The following is a 14,660-nucleotide window of genomic DNA, read 5'->3' as shown; positions in this document are numbered from 1 at the left end:
GACGTCCCGGGGGCCTCGTCGTGCGTGCGGGGCTAGGCGCCGAGCTGGCGCTTCACCTCGGCGGCCACGAAGCCGCCGTCGGCCCGGCCGCGGGTCTGCGGCGTGAGAACGCCCATGACCTTGCCCATCGCCTTCATGCCCTCGGCCGCGGCGCCGGTCTGCTCGACTGCGGCGGTCACGAGCGCGCGCACCTCGTCCTCGCTGAGCTGCTCGGGCAGGTAGTCGGCCAGGATCGCGGCCTCGGCGCGCTCCTTCTCGGCCAGCTCGGGGCGGTTTCCCTCGTCGAAGGCCTGGGCGGACTCCTTGCGCTTCTTGGCCTCGGAGGTCAGCACGGCGAGCACGTCGTCGTCGCTGAGCTCACGGGCCTGCTTGCCGGCCACCTCGGCGTTGGTGACGGCGGCGAGCGCCATGCGGATGACGGACGAGCGCAGCTGGTCGCGTGCCTTCATGGCGGTGGTGAGGTCGGAGCGGAGCCGGTCCTTGAGCGCAGACATGCGGCCAGTCTCCCACCCCGGGCCACGCGCGGGCGTGCCGACGGCGGCTGTGGTTGGCTGGCCGCATGTCTGCTCGTCCCCTGCTGTGGCCGCTCGCGCTGGCCGGCGGCGTCCTGGCCTGGTCGGTGTTCGAGACCCACGCGTTCGTCCTGCGCCGGGCGGACGTGCCGGTGCTGCCCGCCGGCTCGGACCCGCTGCGCGTCCTGCACCTGTCCGACACGCACATGACGCCGGGCCAGCGGGTGAAGCAGGACTGGCTGCGTGGCCTGGCGTCGCTGCAGCCGGACCTCGTCGTCTCGACCGGCGACAACCTGTCGCACCGCGCCGCGGTGCCGGCCGTGCTGGACGCCTACGGCGAGCTGCTGGACGTGCCGGGCGTGTTCGTCTTCGGCTCCAACGACTACTACTCCCCCGTGCCGCCGAACCCGTTCATGTACCTGCGCGGCGGCACCGGCGGCCCGCGGCCGCGCGAGAAGGACCTGCCGTGGCGCGAGCTGCGCGACGCGTTCACCGCGCGCGGCTGGACCGACCTGACCAACCGGCACGACGAGCTCGAGGTGACCGGACGCCGGCTGTCGTTCGTCGGCGCCGACGACCCGCACCTGGGCTACGACGAGCTCGACGACGTCCCGGCCGACCGCTCCGCCGACCTGGCGATCGGCGTCGTGCACGCGCCGTACCTGCGGGTGCTGGACCGCTGGACGGCCTCGGGCTACCCGCTGATCATCGCCGGCCACACGCACGGCGGACAGCTGCGCGTGCCCGGCTACGGCGCGCTGGTGACCAACTGCGACCTCGACCGAGCCCGCGCCCGCGGGCTGCACCGCCACCACGTCGACGGCGCGGACTCGTCCTGGCTGCACGTCTCGGCGGGCCTCGGGACGTCCCCCTACGCGCCCGTGCGGCTCGCATGCCGACCCGAGGCAACGCTCCTCACCCTGACTGCTGTAGACTCTCCGAGGTCGTGATTCCGGGCTTCCGGATGAACGGACCGGGGTGTGGCGCAGCTTGGTAGCGCGCGTCGTTCGGGACGACGAGGCCGCAGGTTCAAATCCTGTCACCCCGACCCGCAGAAGGGCTCCTGCCGCGAGGCAGGGGCCCTTCGTCGTTCCCCGAGCACGCCGCGAGTCGGGACGTGCTCTGTGACACACTCGCCTGCATGAGCGAGACCCCTCCGACCCGCAAGGTCGTCCGACGGGTCGTCCGCAAGCCCGTCGTCCTGCCCGGTGACGAGGCCCCCGACGAGCGGCCCGCGTCGACCGTCGTCGCGCCCGAGCGGGAGGCCGCGCCCGAACCGGTCACGCCGGCGGCCGAGCCCGCCGGTCCGTCCCGCTGGCAGCGCACCGCGACCCGGGCCGCCACGACCGGACGTCGCACCGGCGCGCTGGCGCGTCAGGCGCTCAGCACCGGCGCCACGCGCGCGCGGGGGTGGCGTCTGCCCGCCTGGCCGGACGTCGTGTGGGCCGCCCTCGTGGGTGCCGTGCTGGGGCTGCTCGTGACCGGCGTGGGCGCGGGCGTGCGCGAGCTGTTCTCGGCCGTTCGTGGCGTCTCCACGGGCGGCGGACGCTGGGGCACGCTGGCGCTGGTGCTGATCTGCGTGGGTGCCGTCGTGCTGGGAGAGCTGGCCCTGCGTGCGCTGCGGGTGCCGCAGCCGCGGGCCACGAGCGTCACGGCGGTGCTGCTCGTGCTCATGGCCGTGCTGGCGTTCTTCCTCGAGCCGGCTGCCACCGCCTGGGCCTGGCTCCTGCTGCCGGCGCTCGGTGCCGCCGCGACCGCGCTGGCCGCGTGGCTGCTGAGCCTCGGACGGATCAAGGACGCGGCATGAGCGAGGTGCTGTGGCGGCCCTCCGGTCGCCGCACGCGGCTGGATGACTTCCGCGACGAGCTCGCCTGCCTGGGGCACCGGTTCGACGACTACGAGAGCCTGTGGCGCTGGTCGGTCGACGACCTGGACGCCTTCTGGCTCGCCGCCTGGCGCTTTGTCGACATTCCGTCGGACACCGCGCCGACCGTCGCGCTGGCCGACGACGCGATGCCCGGCGCCCACTGGTTCCCTCAGGTGCGCATCAACTACGCCGAGGCGATGCTGCGGCTCCCCGACCGGGCCGACGACGACGTCGTGGTCGTGGGCCGATCGCAGAGCCGTGACGACGTCCGGCTCACCGCCGCCGAGCTGCGCGACCAGGTCGCCCGCGCCCGGGCCGGGCTCGTACGCGCCGGCGTCGGCCGGGGCGACCGCGTGGCCGCGTACGCCCCGAACGTGCCCGAGACGCTCGTCCTGCTGCTGGCCGCCGCCAGCCTGGGCGCGGTGTTCACGTCCTGCGCCCCGGAGTTCGGCACCCAGAGCGTCGTCGACCGTTGGCGCCAGGTCGAGCCGACGCTGCTGCTGGCCGTCGACGGCTACCGCTACGGCGACAAGCCGGTCGACCGCCGGGCCGAGGTCGAGCAGGTCTGCGCTGCGCTGCCCAGCGTCCGCACGCTCGTCCACCTGCCGTATCTCGATCCCGGCGCCGCGGCGCCGGACGGAGCCACGACCTGGGCCGAGCTGCTGGCCGAGCCGGCCGAGCCCGCGTTCGACCGGGTGCCGTTCGACCATCCGCTCTACGTCCTGTTCAGCTCGGGCACGACCGGGCTGCCCAAGCCGATCGTGCACGGCCACGGCGGCATCACGCTGGAGCACCTCAAGTGCTTCGCGCTGCAGAACGACGTCGGCCCCGGCGACCGGTTCTTCTGGTTCTCCACGACCGGGTGGATGATGTGGAACTACCTCGTGTCGGCGCTCGGCGTCGGCGCCACGATCGTGATGCTCGACGGGAACCCCGCGCACCCCGACCTGGGCGCGCTGTGGCGACTCGTGGAGCAGGAGCGGCTCACCTACTTCGGCACGAGCGCGCCGTACCTGCTGCAGTGCCGCAAGGCCGGCCTCGTGCTGCGCGACGAGGCCGACCTGTCGAGCCTGCGGGCGATCGGCTCGACCGGGGCGCCGCTGCCCACCGAGGGCTTCCGCTGGGTCTACGACGCCGTGGTGCCCGACGGGCAGGACGTGCAGCTGGTCTCGATCTCCGGCGGCACCGACGTCTGCTCGGCGTTCGTCGGCGGGGCTCCCGACGTACCCGTCGTCGCCGGCGAGATCTCGTGCCGGGCCCTCGGCGCGGCCGTGCAGGCCTACGACCTGGCCGGCGAGCCCGTGGTGGGCGAGCTCGGCGAGCTCGTGGTCACCCGGCCCATGCCGTCGATGCCGGTCGGGTTCTGGGGCGACGACGACGGCTCGCGGTACCGGGCGGCGTACTTCGAGGACTTCCCCGGCGTGTGGCGCCACGGCGACTGGATCACCATCACCGCGGCCGGCACGTGCGTCGTGTCCGGACGCAGCGACGCGACGCTCAACCGTGGCGGCGTCCGGCTGGGCACGGCCGAGTTCTACGGCGTCGTGGAGTCCCTGCCGCAGGTCGCCGACAGCCTGGTCGTGCACCTGGAGGACGACGAGGGCGGCGCCGGACGGCTGATCCTGTTCGTCGTCATGGCCGAGGGCGAGACCTTCGACGACGACGTGCGGCACGAGATCGCGACCGCGCTGCGCTCACGGCTCTCGCCGCGCCACGTGCCCGACGACGTCGCCGCCGTGCGGGCCCTGCCGCGGACCCTCTCGGGCAAGAAGCTCGAGGTGCCGGTCAAGAAGATCCTGCGCGGCACGCCGGTCGAGGACGCGGCCGCGCGCGGCGCCCTGGTGGACCCCACGGCGCTGGACGAGATCGTCCGCTACCGCGAGGCCCAGCCGGGCGCCTGAGCGTCAGCCGACGAGCAGCTCGGCGATCTGGATGGTGTTGAGCGCCGCGCCCTTGCGCAGGTTGTCGCCGCTCACGAACAGCACGAGGCCCTTGTGGCCGGGCGCCGACTGGTCCTGGCGGATGCGGCCGACCAGGCTCGGATCGGTGCCGGCGGCCTGCAGCGGCGTCGGGACGTCCACCAGCCGCACGCCCGGCGCGGACGCCAGGATCTCGGTGGCCTGCTCGGGCGTGATGTCGCGCTCGAACTCGGCGTTGATCGACAGCGAGTGGCCGCTGAACACCGGCACGCGCACGCAGGTGCCCGCGACCCGCAGGTCGGGCAGGCCGAGGATCTTGCGGCTCTCGTTGCGGAGCTTCTGCTCCTCGTCGGTCTCGTACGAGCCGTCGTCGACGATCGAGCCGGCCAGCGGCAGCACGTTGAACGCGATCGGCGCGACGTACTTGACCGGGTCGGGGAAGGTCAGCGCGGAGCCGTCGTGGGTCAGCGCGTCGGCCTTGTCGACCACGGCCTTGGCCTGGCCGTGCAGCTCCTCGACGCCGGCGACGCCGGAGCCCGACACGGCCTGGTAGGAGCTGACCACGAGCCGGACGAGCCCGGCCCGGTCGTGCAGCGGCTTCAGCACCGGCATCGCGGCCATCGTGGTGCAGTTCGGGTTCGCGATGATGCCGCGGCCGCCGGGGCCGTCGCCGGCCGGGATGTCGTGCGGGTTGACCTCGCTGACGACGAGCGGGATCGACGGGTCCTTGCGGAACGCCGAGGAGTTGTCGATGACGGTGACGCCGGCCTCGGCGAAGCGCGGGGCCTGGGCGCGCGACGTGGTGGCTCCGGCCGAGAACAGGGCGATGTCCAGGCCGGACGGGTCGGCCTTCGACGCGTCCTCGACGACGATCTCGCCGCCACGGAAGGGCAGCGTGGTGCCGGCCGAGCGCGACGACGCGAAGAAACGGACCTCGTCGGCCGGGAAGTCGCGCTCCTCCAGCAGGCGGCGCATGACGACGCCGACCTGGCCGGTCGCGCCGACGATGCCGATGCGGGCGCTCATCGGCCGGTCCCGCCGTAGACCACGGCCTCGACCTCGTCGTTGCCCAGCCCGAACTCGGCGTGGGCGGCACGGACGGCCTCGTCGACGTTGCTCTCGGCCGTGACGACCGAGATGCGGATCTCCGAGGTCGAGATCATCTCGATGTTGACCCCGGCGTCCGCGAGCGCCTGGAAGAAGCGGGCGGTGATGCCCGGCTCGGTGCGCATGCCGGCGCCGATGATCGAGACCTTGCCGACGCTGTCGTCGTACTGCAGCCGCTCGAAGCCGACCTGGCCCTGCAGGCGAGCGAGCGCAGACATGGCGGTCTGGCCGTCGGCCCGCGGCAGGGTGAAGGAGATGTCGGTGCGTCCGGTGGCCGCGGCCGACACGTTCTGCACGACCATGTCGATGTTGATCTGCGCGTCGGCCAGCGTGGTGAAGATGGCCGCCGCCTCGCCCACCTTGTCGGGCACGCCGACGACGGTGATCTTGGCCTCGCTGCGGTCGTGCGCGACGCCGGTGATGATGGCGGCTTCCATGGGCTTCTCCACTCGGTCGGCGTGAACCACCCACGTGCCCTCCTTCTGCGAGAAGGAGGAGCGGACGTGGATGGGCATGTCGTTGCGGCGGGCGTACTCGACGCACCGCAGGTGCAGGATCTTGGCTCCGTTGGCCGCCATCTCCAGCGTCTCCTCGTAGGAGATGTGCGGGATCTGCGCGGCGTTCGGGACGATGCGCGGGTCGGCGGTGAAGATGCCGTCGACGTCGGAGTAGATCTCGCAGACGTCGGCCTTCAGCGCCGCGGCCAGCGCGACGGCGGTGGTGTCGGAGCCGCCGCGGCCTAGCGTGGTGATGTCCTTCGTGGTCTGCGAGACACCCTGGAACCCGGCGACGATCGCGACGGCGCCCTCGCCGAGCGCGGCCTGCAGCCGGCTCGGGGTCACGTCGATGATCTTGGCGCGGCCGTGCACGTCGTCGGTGATGACGCCGGCCTGCGACCCGGTGAAGGAGCGCCCCTCCTGGCCGAGGTTGCCGATGGCCATGGCGAGCAGTGCCATGGAGATGCGCTCGCCGGCGGTCAGCAGCATGTCGAGCTCGCGACCCGGCGGCAGCGGCGAGACCTGGTTGGCCAGGTCGATCAGCTCGTCGGTCGTGTCGCCCATGGCCGAGACCACGACGACGACGTCGTTGCCGGCCTTCTTCGTCGCCACGATCCGCTGGGCGACGCGCTTGATGCTGGCTGCATCCGCGACGGACGAGCCACCGTACTTCTGGACGACGATGCCCACAGAAAACCTCGAGAGGTGAGGAGGGTCAGGAGCGGCGCGCCGTTGCGCCCCCGCAAGCCTACCGCGCCGGGCCCGACGACCGTCCGGACCGCTCGGCCCGCGGACGTCAGGGACGCGGCTCGGCCGGGGCGCCGCCGACCGAGAGACGTCCCTCGAAGGCGCGGCCGAGGGTGACCTCGTCGGCGTACTCCAGGTCGCCACCGACGGGCAGGCCACTGGCCAGCTTGCTCACCCGCATGCCGAGCGGCGCCAGCATGCGCAGCAGGTAGGTGGCCGTCGCCTCGCCCTCGAGGTTCGGGTCGGTGGCGATGATGACCTCGGTGACCGTGCCGTCGCCGAGGCGCTGGAGCAGCTCGCGGATGCGCAGCTGGTCGGGGCCGATGCCGGCGATCGGGCTGATCGCGCCGCCGAGCACGTGGTAGCGGCCGCGGAACTCCCGGGTGCGCTCGATGGCCAGGATGTCCTTGCTCTCCTCGACCACGCACAGCACCGACGGGTCACGGCGCGGGTCGGCGCAGATGCGGCACTCGGTGTCCTCGGTGACGTTGCCGCAGATCGTGCAGAAGTGGACCTTCTCCTTGACCTGCACCAGGACAGCAGCGAACCGCCGGACGTCCTCGGGGTCGGCGTCGAGCAGGTGGAACGCGATGCGCTGCGCACTCTTGGGGCCGACGCCGGGAAGACTTCCGAGCTCGTCGATGAGGTCCTGGATCACGCCGTCGTACATAGGCCTCCAGCCTAGTCCGCCGCTGGCTGTCCGGCCTCGCCGCCGCGCGGGTCGGGCGCGCTCGGTCGCGGTGGGACGAGCATCGCCGGGAGGGTGAAGCCGGCGGCGACGCCGAGGCCGCCGATCATCACGGCACCCAGACCGATCGACGTGCCACCGTCGTCGGACCACCGGAAGGCCACCAGCACGGCGGCCCAGCCCATCGCCGCGACGACCAGCAGCGGGCTCGCCGGCCGAGGACCGGTCACGGCAAGGGCGAGGCACAGGGCCGCGCCCACCGCCGGCGCCAGTGCGATCGCTCGCCCGGGTCCGACGTCACCGTCGCTCGCGAGACCCACCACGACCCACACCAGCACCGGCAGGGCGAGGGACAGCAGCACCGCGACCCACCACCGCAGCCGTGCAGCCATGGCGCTCCTTCCCCCGTCGGCGGAGTCTGCCAGCAGCCGGGGGCAGTCCCGAGGTCACGCGACGAGGGTTCACCGGTGCGTCACGCCGGGGCCACGGGCGGGCCACCGCGGGGCGCTTGGCTCGAGGAGCCCGTCGGCCACCCGGGCCGGGGCACTCCAGGGGGAACGATGAACCGAACCATGCTGGGAGCCGGCACCGCCGCGCTGCTCGCCCTCACGCTCGCCGCGCCGGCGGGGGCGACGCCCGACCGCGAACGGCACCACGACCACCATCGCGAGACGCACCTGGCCAGCCGCTCGGTGCTGCCCGCCCAGACCTTCGTGCCGGGCAGCGAGCCGTCCGGCTTCTTCACCGGCAACCCGGCCGCGCCGTTCCCGGGCCAGCCGGTGCAGGGCTTCTCGGGCGTGCACGCGCTCGGCGACGGCAGCTACCTGACGATGAGCGACAACGGCTTCGGCACCAAGGCCAACAGCCGCGACTTCCAGCTCCGCGTCCACCGTGTGAAGCCCGGACGCGACGGCCGCACGCGCGTCCTGCCCGGCGGCTTCACCCTGTCCGACCCGCGCGGCCACGTGCCGTGGACGCTGTGGCGCGACGGCGGGTGTGACGCGTCCACCGACCTGCCCGCCGGCTACGCCTGTCCCGCGGACGACCGGGTGCTCACCGGCTGGGACTTCGACGTCGAGTCGATGCAGGTCGCCGGCGACGGGACGTTCTGGTTCGGCGACGAGCTCGGCCCGTTCCTGCTGCACACCGACGCCCGCGGCCGGCTGCTCGAGGCGCCCGTCGCGACGCCGGGCGTGACGTCGCCGTCGAGCCCGCTGCTAGGCGCGGCGACCCCGAACCTGGCCGACTCGAAGGGCTTCGAGGGCATGGCCATCACGCCCGACGGCACGCGCCTGCTGCCGATGCTCGAGGGCAGCACGGCCGAGGACAAGGCGGCCGGACGCGCATTCGACCTGCGCATCTACGACGTGCGACTCGGCCGCCACGGCGCCCGGTTCACCGGCGCGTTCGACCGCTACCGGCTCGAAGCCCCCGAGCACGCCATCGGCGACGCGATCGCCGTGAACGCCCACCAGCTGCTGGTCGTGGAGCGCGACAACCTGTCCGGTGCCGCCGCCCGCTTCAAGAAGGTGTTCCTGGTCGACCTGCGCGACCGCGACCGCGACGGCTACGTCGACAAGCGCGAGCTGGTGGACCTGCTCGACCTGCCCGACCCGCACCGCGTCGGCGGCTTCGGCCGCACGTTCGCGCTGCCCTACGTGACGATCGAGGACGTCGAGCTGATCGACCGCGACACGATCGCGGTGCTCAACGACAACAACTTCCCGGCGACGGGCGGTCGCGGCGCCGACGTCGCGGACGTCAACGAGCTCATCACGATCGACCTGGCCCGGCCGCTGGACGTGGACCGCCGGCTGCTGCCGGGCCGGCTCCCGGGCGGACGCCGCTGAGCGACGCCCGCGCGGGTCAGGCTCCGGCCGCGACCCGCGCGGGCGAGGCCACCGGGCGCTTGCGCATCGGCGCCTCCTGCCCGGCGGGCAGGAAGCGTCCGGTGGCGAAGTCACGTCCGTAGCCCTCGGCGAACTCGCCGGCCTCCCACACCACGGTGCCGGAGACGACGGTGGCGTGGACGGCGGCGTCGTTGCGGTTGACCATGCGGCTGAGTCCGCCGAGCTCCTCGAAGACGGCCTCGTGGTAGCCGTCGACGGACGCGTCCAGGCCGCGCGGGTCGACGACGACGAGGTCGGCGCGGGCGCCCTCGACCAGGCGTCCGGCGTCGATGCCGTAGAAGTCGGCCAGCTCGCCGGTCAGCTTGTGCACCGCGCGCTCCACGGTCATGAACGGCTTGCGGGTGCGCTGGGCCTCGTGGACCTTGCGGAGCAGGCAGATGCCGAAGTTGTAGAACGCCATGTTGCGCAGGTGCGCGCCCGCGTCGGAGAACCCGATCGTGACGCCGGGGGTGTTGAGCAGCTTCTCCTGCACCTTCGCGCGGGTGTTGGCGATGGGCGTCGTCCAGCGCAGGTCGGTGCCGTGGGCGACGACGAGGTCGAGGTAGCAGTCGACGGCGTGCACGCCGCGCTCGCGGGCGACGTCGCCGATCGTGCGGCCGATCAGGGACGTGTCCGGGCACTCGGTGATCTCGGCGTCGTCGAAGTCGCGGTGCCAGACCCGCGGCGAGAACCGCTTGTCGAAGTCGTGCCGGAACCAGCGGCGGTACGCCTCGTCCTGCAGCAGCTCGCTGCGCATCTCGTCGCGCAGGTGCAGCGCCTCACGGCCCGACCCGAACTCCTCGAAGACGACCAGGTCGATGCCGTCGGCCCACACCTTGAACGTCGTGGGCAGGTGCTGCCAGACGAACCGGCCGCGGCCGACCCGGTTGGCCAGGAACGCGAGCGGGCCGAAGATGCGGCGCACCCACGGCTCGGCCTTCGTGTCGGCGGCCGACAGCAGCGAGACCCGCAGCGGCTTGCGGCCCAGCCCGGTGCTCGTGGCCAGGTAGAACGCCACGTCGTACTTCTTGTTCAGGTTGGGGACCCCCTGGAGCACGCGGCCGCGACGGCGCAGGATGCGGCTGATGCGGCGGAACTCCTTCCACGACGCGTACGTCGAGGGCAGCGAGCGGGAGCGGTAGCGGTCGCCGTCGAGCTTGTCCCACGGGTTCGTCATGGTCGAGATGCCGAGGAAGCCCTCGTCGAGCGCCTCCTCCAGGCGGCGCTCCACCTCGCGCATGTCGGCCTTGGTCGCCTTCTGGTCCGGGTCGGTCGCGCGGCCCAGGCCCATGACGCTGCCGCGCACGTCCGAGTGGCCCAGGAACGAGGCCACGTGCGGGCCCATGGCGGACGCCTCGAGCGCCTCGCGCCACTGGGCCGGCGTGCTCCAGGTCTTGCGCTCCTCGAGCGCCGCGAGCACGGCCGGGCGGGGCAGCGCCTCGACCCGGCTGAACAGGTCGGCGACGTCCACCGGACTGGAGTAGACCGCCGAGATCGAGCAGTTGCCGATGAGCACGCTGGTGACGCCGTGGCGCACCGACTCGTGCAGGCCGGGGGCGACGACGAGCTCGGCGTCGTAGTGCGTGTGGGCGTCGACGAAGCCGGGGGTGACCCAGCGTCCGGTGGCATCGACGACCCGCGTGCCGGTACCCGGCTCGAGCGGGACGTCGCTGACGGTGACGACGCGGCCGTCCTTGATGCCGACGTCCGCGCGACGTCCGGGGGCTCCGGTGCCGTCGAAGACGGTGCCGCCGCTGACGATCAGGTCCAGGTCCATGTGACGCTCCTCACAGTTCCGCGGAACGTAGCACGCGCGCGGACCGGACCGGGGCGCTTCGGCCTGCCCGACTAGCCGGTGGAACCGACCTCCACCCGCACGCGGACCGGCTCGTCCGGACCGAGCTCGCGACGGACGACCTCGCGCACCTCGTCGCCGTGCCGCCGGCCCAGCAGGAGCGTGATGCCGTCGGAACCGTGCCGGACGACCTCGAGCACCTCGTGCTGGACGCCGTCGGCATCGACCAGCCGCTCCCCCACGCGGACGTAGGCCGCCTCACGGGTCTCGACCTTCCGGCGTCCGGGGTCCACCGCTAGTCCTGCCCGGCCAGGAAGCGGGCGAGCACCTGGCGTCCGGTGGGGCTGAGCACCGACTCGGGGTGCCACTGGACGCCCTCGACCGGGTGCACCCGGTGCCGCAGGCCCATGACGACGCCGGACGCGGTGCGGCTCGTCACCTCCAGCTCGGGCGGCAGGCTGGCCTCGTCGACGACCAGCGAGTGGTAGCGCCCGACGAGCAGCGGGCTGGCCAGGCCGGCGTGGACGCCCAGGCCGTCGTGGTGGACCAGCGACGCCTTGCCGTGCACGACGTCGGGCGCACGGACCACCCGGGCCCCGTAGGCCTCGGCGATGACCTGGTGCCCGAGGCAGACGCCCAGCGTCGGCCGGTGGGCGCCGACGCGGCGGACGAGCTCGACGCTGACGCCGGCCTCGGCAGGGCCTCCGGGGCCGGGCGAGACCAGCAGGTGCGTGTACGTGCCGTCGAGACAGGCGTCCGCGAGCCGGTCGACCCGCTCGGCGTCGTGCCGGACGACCGTCGTCGCCGCGCCGAGCTCGCGGACGTGCTGCACGAGGTTGTAGACGAACGAGTCGTAGTTGTCGACGACGAGCACGCGCGCGTCCGGCGCCGCTGCCTGCCGGGCCTCGGCCGTGCGCCGCTCCTGCTCGGGCCGGGCCAGCTCGACGGCCAGCGGACCGGGCGTCCAGCGTCCGACGCCGACGACCTCGACCACCGGCACGACGCCGCGCAGGGCGTTCGCGACCAGCACCTCACGGGCGACGGCGACGTCCGCGAGCGTCAGGCGGCGCTCGTGCACCGGCACCCCGGTGCGCCGCAGCCGGGCCAGCAGCCGTGCGCGCGTGGTGCTCGGCAGCAGCCGGCCGTCGAGCGGCGGGACGTGCACGCCGTCGTCCATGACCAGGGCCAGCGCGGCGCGGCCGGCCTCCAGCACGCTGCCGTCGGCGTCGAGCACGAGGTCGTCGCGCTCGGGCGAGGTGGGCGCGGACAGCGCGGAACGGTCGGCCCACTTGTGCGCGCCGAGCCCGCCGGGGACGACCCGGGGCGTCAGCACCCAGGCCGGGGCGGTCTCGCCGAGCGGCTCCGACGAGACCAGGAAGCTCACCCGGGCGTCCGCCGGCCGGGCGTCGACCCGCAGCCGGTGCCGGCCGGACAGCCCCGCGGCCCGGGACCGGACGGCGACCTCCACGTCGGCACCCACCGACGCCCCGAGCACCTCGCGCACGCTGGTCGCGAGCCGGGCCAGGTGCTCGTCGAGGTGGGCGACGTGGCCGTCGACGACGAGCATCGTCTCGAAGACGCCCCAGGCGAGGTCGGGCCGCCAAGCCCGCGGCCGCTCCAGCCGGACGGGCGGCGGCCCCGCCGGCACCGACGCGTCGAGCGGCAGCGTGCCGCCGACCGCCTCGACCAGGGGCCGCGCCTTGACCAGGCACTCGGCGTACTCGGCCTGCGGGTCGGAGTCGTGCACGATGCCGCCGCCCACCCCCAGCCACACGCGGTCGCCGGCGACCTCGAACGTCCGGATCGCGACGTTGAGCTCGAGCCCGGCCACGGGGCTCACGTGGCCGATCGCCCCGGTGTACGCCTCGCGCGCCGTGGGCTCGAGCTGGTCGACCAGCTGCATCGCCCGCACCTTCGGCGCCCCGGTGACCGAACCGGGCGGGAACGTGGCGCGCAGCAGGTCGCCGTCGGTCGTTCCGCGCGGCAGCGTCGCCACGACGTCGGAGACCAGGTGCCACACCGCGTGCCGCTCGGCCCGGACGAGCGAGGGCACGCGCACGGTGCCGGGCGTCGCGACGCGGCCGAGGTCGTTGCGCATGAGGTCGACGATCATCACGTTCTCGGCCCGGTCCTTCGCCGAGGCGACGAGCGCGGCGGGGTCGGCCGAGAGCGGGGCCGTGCCCTTGATCGGGCTGGTGAGCACCCGGTCGCCGGTGCGACGGAGGAACAGCTCCGGCGACAGGCTGACGGCGGCGCCCTCGGGGGCGTCGACGAACGCGGCGTAGGCCGGGTCGAGCGCCTCGACGCCGCGGGCGAACAGGTCGAGCGGGTCGCCGGCGAACGGGGCCTCGAGCCGGGCGGTGAGGTTGACCTGGAAGACGTCGCCGGCGGCCACGTGCTCGCGGACCCGTTGCACGGCGGCGCGGTGCTCGGCCGGCGTGGGCGTCATCGCCATCGCGCCCACGTGCACCGGGCGAGCCTCGGCCGGGCGGTCCAGGACGGCGAGGAACGCGGCCTCGCGCCGTGCCTGCTCGTCGTCGTCGACCAGGCCGGCCAGCTGCTCGAACCACCAGCATCCGTCGTGGTGGCGCAGCACCCGGTCGTAGAAGCCGAGCCGGTGGTCGGGCTGCGGAACGGGCCGGGGCGGCTGCTCGCCGAGCCGCTCCAGCCGGCGGCCGAGCTGGTAGCCCCACACGCCGATCCAGCCGCCACCGAACCCGCCGCGCTCGGCCACGACCGGCGGGGACCAGAGGTCGAACGGGTCGTCGTCGGCTCCGAGCACGTGCAGCGGGTCGAAGGAGAGCACGTCGCCCGCCGCCCACGACCCCATGAGCGCGACCACCCGGGCCTGGCCGCGCAGGCGGCGCAGGACGTCGAGCGGGTCGTCGCCCAGGTCGAGCCGGCGGCGCCGCACCTGGGACGCGGCGACGGCGCTCACTGGTCCGAGGGGATCTCCTCGATGACCTCGGCCCCGAGCTCGCGCGAGAGCAGGGCCTCGGGATCGAGGTTCTCGGTCTCCAGCTCGGGGTCGTTGAGCGAGGCCGAGGCGTCGATGTCGGCGGCCGTCGGCGCCTCGGTCGGGGCCTGCTGCAGCGCCTGGTGCACCTCGGGCGGAGCGGTAACGCCCCGGGGACGCTCGACCGGCGGCGCGGACGGTGCCGCGGCCGCGGGCTCGGGCACACCGGCCCCCGGCGTGGCACCGGGATCGATGACCGCGTCGACGCGCCACTGCACGCCCAGGACGTCGGACAGCGCCCGCTGCAGCACCTCGTCGGACTTGCTGTTGAGGAAGGAGTCGCGGGCGCCGCCGTTGACCAGGCCGATCGTGACGGTGCCGTCGTCGACCCCGACCACCTGGGCGTTCTGGCTCAGCATGATCCAGGTGAACCGGCGCAGCTGCTCGACCTTGGCCAGCACGTCGGGCCACAGCCGGCGCACGTCGGACAGCGCCGGGGCGCCCGTGGCCGGCGGTGCCGAGGGCTCCGGGGTCGGCGAGGGCGTGGGCTCCGGGGTCGCCGGCGGCTCCGGCGAGACGACGGGCTCGGGCGAGGGCGCCGGCTCGGGCGTCGGAGCCGGCGCCGGGGTCGGGCTCGGCTCCGGCGTGGCCGCGGGCCGAGAGCTCGGCTGCGACGCCGGGGC

At 74.0% G+C, this 14,660-nt stretch carries 13 protein-coding genes and 1 tRNA gene; 5 read left to right on the top strand and 9 right to left on the bottom strand.

What is annotated here, in order from left to right:
• Positions 1-32: 32 nt before the first annotated feature.
• The gene (locus HGAM_RS05215) at positions 33-494 is read right to left on the bottom strand and encodes a GatB/YqeY domain-containing protein (RefSeq protein WP_019144420.1); all 462 of its coding nucleotides are present in this window, start codon (positions 492-494) and stop codon (positions 33-35) included.
• A 65-nt stretch (positions 495-559) separates the two neighbouring features.
• Here HGAM_RS05215 and HGAM_RS05210 point away from each other — a divergent pair, with 65 nt between their 5' ends.
• From HGAM_RS05210 to HGAM_RS17875, 4 genes are all read left to right on the top strand, one after another.
• The gene (locus HGAM_RS05210; protein ID WP_019144419.1) at positions 560-1,462 is read left to right on the top strand and encodes a metallophosphoesterase; all 903 of its coding nucleotides are present in this window, start codon (positions 560-562) and stop codon (positions 1,460-1,462) included.
• A gap of 24 nt (positions 1,463-1,486) precedes the next feature.
• Positions 1,487-1,560, top strand: a tRNA-Pro gene (locus HGAM_RS05205).
• 93 nt (positions 1,561-1,653) lie between these two features.
• Positions 1,654-2,319 (top strand): hypothetical protein, encoded by a 666-nt coding sequence (locus tag HGAM_RS05200; protein ID WP_019144418.1) that lies wholly within the window; start codon positions 1,654-1,656, stop codon positions 2,317-2,319.
• A complete protein-coding gene (locus tag HGAM_RS17875; RefSeq protein WP_019144417.1) occupies positions 2,316-4,280 on the top strand; it encodes an acetoacetate--CoA ligase in 1,965 nt (654 codons plus the stop codon). Before HGAM_RS05200 ends, HGAM_RS17875 begins: the two co-directional genes overlap by 4 nt.
• A 3-nt stretch (positions 4,281-4,283) precedes the next feature.
• Here the strand turns inward: HGAM_RS17875 and HGAM_RS05190 are convergent, their stop codons facing one another.
• The 4 genes from HGAM_RS05190 to HGAM_RS05175 form a co-directional block, all read right to left on the bottom strand.
• Positions 4,284-5,324 (bottom strand): aspartate-semialdehyde dehydrogenase, encoded by a 1,041-nt coding sequence (locus HGAM_RS05190; RefSeq protein ID WP_019144416.1) that lies wholly within the window; start codon positions 5,322-5,324, stop codon positions 4,284-4,286.
• On the bottom strand, positions 5,321-6,592 hold the full coding sequence (locus HGAM_RS05185; protein ID WP_019144415.1) for an aspartate kinase: 1,272 nt from the start codon (positions 6,590-6,592) through the stop codon (positions 5,321-5,323). The genes HGAM_RS05190 and HGAM_RS05185 overlap by 4 nt, the downstream gene beginning before the upstream one ends.
• A 106-nt stretch (positions 6,593-6,698) precedes the next feature.
• Entirely contained in the window at positions 6,699-7,319 is a 621-nt protein-coding gene (recR, locus tag HGAM_RS05180) for a recombination mediator RecR (RefSeq protein ID WP_019144414.1), read from the bottom strand.
• A gap of 11 nt (positions 7,320-7,330) precedes the next feature.
• On the bottom strand, positions 7,331-7,729 hold the full coding sequence (locus HGAM_RS05175; RefSeq protein ID WP_019144413.1) for a hypothetical protein: 399 nt from the start codon (positions 7,727-7,729) through the stop codon (positions 7,331-7,333).
• Positions 7,730-7,897: 168 nt separating this feature from the next.
• On the opposite strand from HGAM_RS05175, the gene HGAM_RS17870 reads away from it, so the two are divergent.
• Complete coding sequence (locus tag HGAM_RS17870; RefSeq protein WP_172636420.1) at positions 7,898-9,187, top strand: esterase-like activity of phytase family protein; 1,290 nt, start codon at positions 7,898-7,900, stop codon at positions 9,185-9,187.
• Positions 9,188-9,203: 16 nt separating this feature from the next.
• Here the strand turns inward: HGAM_RS17870 and HGAM_RS17865 are convergent, their stop codons facing one another.
• The 4 genes from HGAM_RS17865 to HGAM_RS20740 all read right to left on the bottom strand — a co-directional run bounded on the left by HGAM_RS17865 (position 9,204) and on the right by HGAM_RS20740 (position 14,459).
• Complete coding sequence (locus HGAM_RS17865; RefSeq protein ID WP_019144411.1) at positions 9,204-11,003, bottom strand: N-acyl-D-amino-acid deacylase family protein; 1,800 nt, start codon at positions 11,001-11,003, stop codon at positions 9,204-9,206.
• Between the two features lie 71 nt (positions 11,004-11,074).
• The gene (locus HGAM_RS05160) at positions 11,075-11,314 is read right to left on the bottom strand and encodes a hypothetical protein (protein WP_019144410.1); all 240 of its coding nucleotides are present in this window, start codon (positions 11,312-11,314) and stop codon (positions 11,075-11,077) included.
• Positions 11,315-11,316: 2 nt separating this feature from the next.
• Complete coding sequence (locus tag HGAM_RS20690) at positions 11,317-13,959, bottom strand: aminodeoxychorismate synthase component I (RefSeq protein WP_019144409.1); 2,643 nt, start codon at positions 13,957-13,959, stop codon at positions 11,317-11,319.
• The gene (locus HGAM_RS20740; RefSeq protein ID WP_147543549.1) at positions 13,956-14,459 is read right to left on the bottom strand and encodes a hypothetical protein; all 504 of its coding nucleotides are present in this window, start codon (positions 14,457-14,459) and stop codon (positions 13,956-13,958) included. The genes HGAM_RS20690 and HGAM_RS20740 overlap by 4 nt, the downstream gene beginning before the upstream one ends.
• Between the last annotated feature and the right edge of the window lie 201 nt (positions 14,460-14,660).

It is taken from the genome of Aeromicrobium massiliense JC14, assembly GCF_000312105.1.
In the GTDB taxonomy this organism is placed as follows: Bacteria; Actinomycetota; Actinomycetes; order Propionibacteriales; family Nocardioidaceae; genus Aeromicrobium; species Aeromicrobium massiliense.
This window is presented reverse-complemented; position numbering and strand designations above follow the sequence as displayed.

Coding starts and splice junctions, on each gene's coding strand:
- HGAM_RS05215 (WP_019144420.1), bottom strand. CDS start 494: ATGTCTGCGCTCAAGGACCGGCTCCGCTCCGACCTCACCACCGCCATG.
- HGAM_RS05210 (WP_019144419.1), top strand. CDS start 560: ATGTCTGCTCGTCCCCTGCTGTGGCCGCTCGCGCTGGCCGGCGGCGTC.
- HGAM_RS05200 (WP_019144418.1), top strand. CDS start 1,654: ATGAGCGAGACCCCTCCGACCCGCAAGGTCGTCCGACGGGTCGTCCGC.
- HGAM_RS17875 (WP_019144417.1), top strand. CDS start 2,316: ATGAGCGAGGTGCTGTGGCGGCCCTCCGGTCGCCGCACGCGGCTGGAT.
- HGAM_RS05190 (WP_019144416.1), bottom strand. CDS start 5,324: ATGAGCGCCCGCATCGGCATCGTCGGCGCGACCGGCCAGGTCGGCGTC.
- recR (WP_019144414.1), bottom strand. CDS start 7,319: ATGTACGACGGCGTGATCCAGGACCTCATCGACGAGCTCGGAAGTCTT.
- HGAM_RS05175 (WP_019144413.1), bottom strand. CDS start 7,729: ATGGCTGCACGGCTGCGGTGGTGGGTCGCGGTGCTGCTGTCCCTCGCC.
- HGAM_RS17870 (WP_172636420.1), top strand. CDS start 7,898: ATGAACCGAACCATGCTGGGAGCCGGCACCGCCGCGCTGCTCGCCCTC.
- HGAM_RS17865 (WP_019144411.1), bottom strand. CDS start 11,003: ATGGACCTGGACCTGATCGTCAGCGGCGGCACCGTCTTCGACGGCACC.